The sequence below is a fragment of the Bacteroidota bacterium genome, assembly GCA_019637975.1.
GTDB lineage: Bacteria > Bacteroidota > Ignavibacteria > UBA10030 > UBA6906 > CAADGV01.
Genome location: JAHBUR010000027.1, coordinates 47028 through 53992, shown reverse-complemented (window position 1 = coordinate 53992; position 6965 = coordinate 47028). Strand labels below are relative to the sequence as shown.

Annotated in this window: 7 protein-coding genes; all 7 read left to right on the top strand. The window is 50.2% G+C overall.

All coding sequences use genetic code 11. The annotated features are described in order from the left end of the window. Window positions 1–391: 391 nt before the first annotated feature. Entirely contained in the window at window positions 392–676 is a 285-nt protein-coding gene (gene groES, locus KF749_14145; protein MBX2992290.1) for a co-chaperone GroES, read from the top strand. 39 nt (window positions 677–715) lie between these two features. After that, complete coding sequence (gene groL, locus KF749_14140) at window positions 716–2353, top strand: chaperonin GroEL (protein MBX2992289.1); 1638 nt, start codon at window positions 716–718, stop codon at window positions 2351–2353. Window positions 2354–2600: 247 nt separating this feature from the next. Then, entirely contained in the window at window positions 2601–3230 is a 630-nt protein-coding gene (locus tag KF749_14135; GenBank protein MBX2992288.1) for a TetR/AcrR family transcriptional regulator, read from the top strand. Window positions 3231–3257: 27 nt separating this feature from the next. Continuing rightward, a complete protein-coding gene (locus KF749_14130; GenBank protein ID MBX2992287.1) occupies window positions 3258–4184 on the top strand; it encodes an efflux RND transporter periplasmic adaptor subunit in 927 nt (308 codons plus the stop codon). Window positions 4185–4219: 35 nt separating this feature from the next. Further along, window positions 4220–4588 carry a four helix bundle protein gene (locus KF749_14125; protein ID MBX2992286.1) on the top strand — a complete coding sequence of 123 codons (369 nt, stop codon included), beginning with the start codon at window positions 4220–4222 and terminating at the stop codon, window positions 4586–4588. A 10-nt stretch (window positions 4589–4598) separates the two neighbouring features. Next, window positions 4599–5537, top strand: a complete 939-nt coding sequence (locus KF749_14120) for an ABC transporter ATP-binding protein (protein MBX2992285.1) — start codon at window positions 4599–4601, stop codon at window positions 5535–5537. After that, entirely contained in the window at window positions 5534–6928 is a 1395-nt protein-coding gene (locus KF749_14115) for a TolC family protein (protein MBX2992284.1), read from the top strand. The genes KF749_14120 and KF749_14115 overlap by 4 nt, the downstream gene beginning before the upstream one ends. The last annotated feature ends 37 nt before the right edge of the window (window positions 6929–6965 follow it).

Genomic DNA, 6965 nt, shown 5'->3' with positions numbered 1-6965 from the left:
CTCGCAATGCTACATCGACATCGGGCTCGATAACCTGAAAGGAACGGTGTTCGAGTTTCGGGATTTGATGAGCCCGGCGGTATTTTCCCGTGACCGTACCGGACTTCAGCACAAAGGAATGTACTTCGACCTGCCAGGCTACGGGTTGCATTTTTTTGAAGTCAAAGCTGCCCGATAGCCATTCTTCACCCGTCTCATTTCCTATTTTCCGAAACTTGCCGTTTTCGGATTGATTCCGGTCATTCCTTAACACTTCTTAATTCCACACCTCTTGACATATTGCAGATTTTATATATATTATTAGCACTCTTATATGGAGAGTGCTAATCTCTCTAAGATATTGTATTCAAACCAGTTACAAAAAATCAAACAACACCAACAAGGAGGTTCCATGAAAATGAAGCCATTGGCTGACAGGGTTATTATTAAGCCCGCTGCAGCAGAAGAGAAAACCAAGGGTGGTATCATCCTTCCCGATACCGCAAAAGAAAAGCCGGTGATCGGTGAAGTAGTTGCCGTTGGTCCGGGCAAAGTCACCGACGACGGAAAGAAAGTTGCCCCCGAAGTCAAAGTCGGCGACAAAGTGTTGTACGGAAAATACTCCGGAACCGAAGTGACCGTGGAAGGCGAAGAACTTCTCATCATGCGCGAAGCAGACATCTTCGCAATTGTGTAATCGAAATTTTCAGAAACAATCAACCAAGGAGATGTAAGCATGGCAGCAAAGAACATTCAGTACAGCTCTGATGCTCGGACTTCGCTCAAGCGCGGCGTTGACCAGCTTGCAGATGCAGTGAAAGTAACGTTGGGCCCGAAAGGCCGCAACGTTGTGATCGACAAGAAATTCGGCGCACCGACCGTCACGAAAGACGGCGTCACGGTTGCAAAAGAAATTGAACTCGAAAACGCCCTCGAGAACATGGGCGCTCAGATGGTACGTGAGGTTGCTTCAAAGACTTCCGATGTTGCCGGTGACGGAACAACAACAGCCACTGTGCTTGCACAAGCAATCGTTCGTGAGGGTTTGAAAAATGTTGCCGCTGGCGCCAATCCGATGGATTTGAAGCGCGGTATCGAAGTTGCGGTAACCAAAGTTGTTGAAGGGTTGAAAGAACTCAGCAAGCCGGTCGACAAGACCAGCAAGAAAGAAATCGCCCAGGTTGGTTCCATCTCCGCAAACAATGATAATGTGATCGGCGATCTGATTGCCGACGCAATGATGAAGGTCGGAACCGACGGCGTGATCACTGTGGAAGAAGCAAAGGGTACCGATACACAGATTGACGTTGTCGAAGGTATGCAGTTTGATCGCGGCTATCTCTCCCCTTACTTCGTGACGGATGCCGAGACGATGGAAACAGTTCTTGAGAATCCGATGATTCTTATTCACGACAAGAAGATCAGCTCGATGAAGGATCTTCTCCCCATTCTCGAGAAAGTTGCCCAGACCGGCAGCCCGATTCTCGTGATTTCGGAAGATGTTGAGGGTGAAGCCCTTGCAACACTCGTCGTGAACAAACTGCGCGGCACACTCCGCGTTGCAGCAGTGAAGGCTCCCGGCTTCGGCGACCGTCGCAAGGCAATGCTGGAAGATATCGCAATCCTCACCGCCGGTACAGTTATTTCCGAGGAGCAGGGATACAAGCTTGAGAACGCAACCGTCAGCTACCTTGGCCGTGCAAAAAAGGTCTCTATCGACAAGGATAACACGACGATTGTCGAAGGTGCCGGCAAGAAGGATGACATCAAGAAGCGCATAAACGAAATCAAGGCACAGATCGAGAAGACGACATCCGACTACGATCGTGAGAAGCTGCAGGAACGCCTTGCAAAACTCTCAGGCGGTGTTGCCGTTCTGAAGATTGGTGCAGCGACTGAAGTGGAGATGAAGGAGAAGAAGGCCCGCGTCGAAGATGCGTTGCATGCAACTCGTGCTGCAGTTGAAGAGGGCATCGTTCCCGGTGGTGGTGTTGCGTATCTCCGTGCTGCTTCAAAGCTCGCCGGAATCAAGACGCAGAATGAAGATCAGGAGACCGGCATCGAGATCGTTCGCCGGGCGCTCGAAGAGCCGATCCGCCAGATTGTGGCGAATGCCGGCCTCGAGGCTTCCGTTGTTGTCAACAAGGTGAAGGAAGGCAAAGACGACTTCGGTTTCAACGCATACAACGAGCAGTATGAGAACCTCATCAAGTCCGGCGTTATCGATCCGACGAAGGTGAGCCGTACAGCGCTCGAGAATGCCGCGTCGGTTGCAGCTCTGTTGCTGACGACTGAGGCGACCATTGTTGAGAAGCCGGAAGAGAAGAAGCCGATGCCTGCAATGCCTCCGGGCGGCATGGGCGACATGTACTAAGCCTGTCGAACGACTCGAAAGATCGTTCCGGTTTGGAAGCCCTCAATTCGAAAGAATTGAGGGCTTTTTGTTTTCAGTTCAAAGATTAATTTCCTGATCAGCTTGACATTCCACATATTCTCATGTATATTGGAAACGAATAACACGATTATCGTTTCCTAATAACAGATTGCTTTTCTGAAAGCTTTCTTGCTAGTACAATGTGGAAACGAATAATACTCGACCAGTTTCTGTAGTGAAACACCAAATGCCTGAAGACGAACTCATAAAAGAGAAAATACTCTCGCACTGCCAGGAGAGATTCTTCAAGGAGGGTTTTGTCAGAATCACCGTTGATGAACTTGCCGCCGATCTGGCGATTAGCAAGAAGACCTTCTACAAATACTTCTCAAGCAAAGAAGATGTTGTACAGCAGATTATGGAAAGATTCATGGGAACAGTCCGCGGCAACGTCGAAAGGATTCTCCTCAGTGACAAAAGTGCCGTCGAGAAACTCTCCGAAATTATCACCATGCTTGCAAGCAACATCAACCGCGTATCACCAATCTACGGCCAGGATATCAAGAGGCGGCTCCCGGAGTTTTGGAAGCATATTGAGGAGTTCAGGAGGAAACGATTGTCCGATGCATTTGAGCGGCTTATCAATCAGGGCATCAGCGAAGGCACAATGCGTCCGGAGATGAACAAACGCGTATTCTTGATGAGCGTGATAGGGGCAATCGAGCGGATTGTCCAGCCGGAAGTTCTTACTCAAGAGTCCTTTTCCATTGGTGAAGCGGTGAGTGAGATCATAAGCATTTTCTTCATCGGTGCAGTTACGGCGCAGGGGAGACAGCAGTTCGAACAATTGCGACTCACCCCGATCAATTCATTTTGAATCAACAACAATTTCTCTGAGGAAATTATGCAGCGTGTCTTCGTACTACTTCTTGCAGCGGGTTTAACGGTTCCAGGCGGATGCTCGGGAAACGATCGCAACGCCATTGAGGCATCCGGAACGATCGAGGGGACAAACATCAATATCGGCTCCGAAGTCGCCGGCAAAGTGAAAGAAGTCTGGGTCATGGAGGGAACGCGGGTTTCGGCAGGCGATACGCTTGTCGTGATTGACGATACGGATTATCAGATCCAACTCCGTCAGGCGTTGGCAAATGCTGCTGCCGCAGATGCGCAGTACAGGCTTGCCCTTGAAGGCTCACGCAAAGAAGATATTCTCCAAGCCGAAGCCGCATACAAGACATCCCGGACAGATTATGAAAGGATGAAAGAACTCCTCGCCGCACAAACCATCACCCAAAAACAATACGATGATGTGTATGCGCGCTTCGTCTCGGCCGAGCAAACATATCAAAAACTCGTTCGCGGCCTCCGAAAACCGGAGATTGAAATCGCCCGCGCCCGCCGCGAACAGGCCGAAGCACAGGCCGACCAGCTCAGAAAGAAAGTTCGTGATTGTTCTATTGTTGCGCCTGCTGAAGGAACTGTGACGCTAAAATCCGTTGAAGTAGGAGAACTTGTTACTCCGGGCGCAAATGTCATACGGTTGACCTATCTCGATATCGTGAAGATCGTTATCTACGTGAATGAACAATATCTGCCTCATATCCGCCTCGGACAAAAAGCAGAGGTAAAGATTGATGGCATGCCGGACAGAACGTTTGAAGGGAAGGTGACATTCATTTCTCCGAGCGCCGAATTCACTCCGAAAAATGTGCAAACGAAGGAAGAACGAACCAAGCTCGTCTTTGGTGTCAAAATCGAAGTGGAAAACAAAGACGGCGCGTTGAAACCGGGATTGCCGGCAGATGCGAGGTTGGTCATTGGTCAGTAGTCAGTAGTCGTTGGTCATTTGCGATTGGAGGAAATATGCTGAGACTCGAAGAGCTGGAGGTGTATCAAATGGCGATGGATATTGGTGAAGACGTGTGGAAGTTCGTTGATACGTGGGAGTACTTCGCGAAGCGAACTATCGGCGGTCAGCTTGTTGAATCGGCAGATTCGATCGCCGCAAATATCTCGGAAGGATTTGGCCGCTATCACTACAAAGAGAATCGGCAGTTCTGCTACTACGCTCGGGGATCGTTGATGGAAACGAAAACGTGGCTCATGGAGGCGAAGGGTAGAAACTTCATCTCGGAAAAACGCTATGACGATCTGATTGAGAAGTTGAAAACCCTTCATCTCAAATTGAACTCGTACATCAAATCAATCGGCAGAAGCAACCCGGGTCAATGACGAATGACTAATGACTACCCCAGCGATAGAAATACGCAATCTATCAAAATCGTTTGAAGCTATTAGAGCCGTAAACGGCATCAGTCTCGATGTAAAGTCCGGTGAAATGTTCGGCATCGTCGGTCCCGATGGCGCGGGAAAGACAACGTTGATTCGCATGCTGTGTGGCATTCTCAGTCCGAGCGCCGGTACCGCAATGATTCTTGGACACGATATTGTCAAACATCCCGACGAAGTCAAAAAGGAAATCGGCTATCTCTCGCAGCGTTTCTCATTGTACGGAGATCTCACGATTGATGAGAATATCGAGTTCTTTGCAGAAATCAATAAGGTGTATGACTTTAAGCAGAGGCGCGAGGAACTGTTGGAATTCACGAGACTGACGCCATTCAGAGACAGGCTTGCCGAGAAACTCTCGGGCGGGATGAAGCAAAAGCTCGCGCTTGCTTGTACGCTGGTTCATACGCCGAAAATCATCTTCCTTGACGAACCGACGACGGGTGTTGACCCGGTTTCACGGCGTGACTTCTGGCGGATTTTGCAGAGTCTGCTCAAGAGCGGAATCACGATTTTCATGAGCACGCCGTATCTCGATGAGGCGGAACGATGCTTGCGTGTTGCATTCATGAACAAGGGAGAGATCATACGTGTTGACACGCCGTCGAACCTGAAGGCACTGATGCGCGGGGAAGTAGTGGAAATTGTTTGTGGACGAGTCCGTGACGCTTCCCATGCATTGAAGGCTCATTCCGCGGCAAGGGAAGTCCAGACGTTCGGCGATAGGCTCAATATCGTCGTATCGGAAGCATCTACTGCCCAGAAAGAGATGGAGGAAATTCTGGGAAAGGAGAAGATCCCTGTAACATCGTGGCGTGTAATCTCTCCGTCACTTGAAAATGTATTCATCTCATTACTTACGCAAATCGAAAAGCATGAGGTTGAAGTATGAACCGAGGAATAAAATCGGCTGCAGGGTCGGCAATTTGGCTTTTGTTCATTTTCTCCAGTCACGTCTCGGCACAAAACAGCGTCGTTCTCTCGTTGCCGGACGCCATCCGCATCGGGCTGGAGAACAGCAGGGCGTTGAAAATCTCAACCCTGAAAGTCGATGCGGCACAAGCGAAGGAAAGCGAGGTATCGGCACAACGACTCCCGTCGCTTAAGTTGACCGCAAGCTATCAGCGACTGAGTGATGTTGATCCGTTTCAGGTTTCCGTTCCGTTCTTGCCGCAACCGATAGTCATTGCACCGACGGTTCTGAACAACTACGCAACCCGGATTTCTCTCCAGCAGCCTCTTTTTACCGGATTCAAACTTGAGAGCAATGCGCAGGCGGCTGCGTATGCGGCACGTGCAGCAGAATTCGACAACAAGAATGAAACCTCCGATCAGAAATTCGCCATCACGGTGGCGTATTGGACGCTGCACCAGACGATGGAAGTGAAGAGGCTTGTTGACGAGAATGTTGTGCGGCTTGAGACGAACGAACAGGATACGAAGAACTTGCTGAACGCGGGGCTGGTGACCCGCAACGACTTGCTCAAAGTCCAGCTGCAACTCAACAACGCACGTCTTGCGCAAATTGATGCACGCAACGATGTCGAGCTGGCAATGATGAATCTGAACAACATTATAGGTCAGCCGCTTGAAACACAGATACAGCTTGCATCGAAACCCTGGCCTCCGGCCGAGCCGGATGATATGCCGCGTTTTCCTGCAGAGCCTGACACGAAACCCCACCGCGAGGGGGATGATGCGCTACAAACCCCGAACCTTGTCGCTTTGGCGCTTACGAACCGGACGGATGTTCAAGCAATGCAATCCCGCCTTGAGGCGGCAAAGGCGACGGTAAGCGCAGCTCAGTCGAACTGGTGGCCGCAAATTTTCCTGACCGGAAATTTCTATTACAATCGTCCGAATCAACGATATCAACCTACACGCGATGAATTCAAGGGAACGTGGGATGTCGGAGTTCAGATGCAACTCGATCTCTGGACCTGGGAGACAACGTCCCACCAAACCGGGCAGGCCCATGCCGTGCTCCATCAACAGGAATTGATGTTTGATCAGCTCAAAGAGAATGTCGCGCTCGATGTCCGCCGCCAGTTGCTCGCCGTAGTGCGGGCAAAGGAGAAAGTACAGGTTGCCATGCTGGCCATCGAACAAGCCGAGGAAAACCAGCGCACGTTGAACGACAAGTTCAAGCGGGGCCTTGCAACATCAACCGATCTGCTCGACGCAAACGTCACGCTGTTGCAGGCAAAGACGAATTACTCTGGTTCGTTGATTGAACACGAGATTGCGAGAACGCGGTTGGATAGAGTTATAGGGAGTTTGTGATTGAGTTTGTAGAGTTTATAGAGTTTTGTAGAGTCGT

Bases quoted from the DNA above. Each gene is read 5' to 3' on its own strand.
- groES (MBX2992290.1), top strand. From the start codon at position 392: ATGAAAATGAAGCCATTGGCTGACAGGGTTATTATTAAGCCCGCTGCA.
- groL (MBX2992289.1), top strand. From the start codon at position 716: ATGGCAGCAAAGAACATTCAGTACAGCTCTGATGCTCGGACTTCGCTC.
- KF749_14135 (MBX2992288.1), top strand. From the start codon at position 2,601: ATGCCTGAAGACGAACTCATAAAAGAGAAAATACTCTCGCACTGCCAG.
- KF749_14130 (MBX2992287.1), top strand. From the start codon at position 3,258: ATGCAGCGTGTCTTCGTACTACTTCTTGCAGCGGGTTTAACGGTTCCA.
- KF749_14125 (MBX2992286.1), top strand. From the start codon at position 4,220: ATGCTGAGACTCGAAGAGCTGGAGGTGTATCAAATGGCGATGGATATT.
- KF749_14120 (MBX2992285.1), top strand. From the start codon at position 4,599: ATGACTACCCCAGCGATAGAAATACGCAATCTATCAAAATCGTTTGAA.
- KF749_14115 (MBX2992284.1), top strand. From the start codon at position 5,534: ATGAACCGAGGAATAAAATCGGCTGCAGGGTCGGCAATTTGGCTTTTG.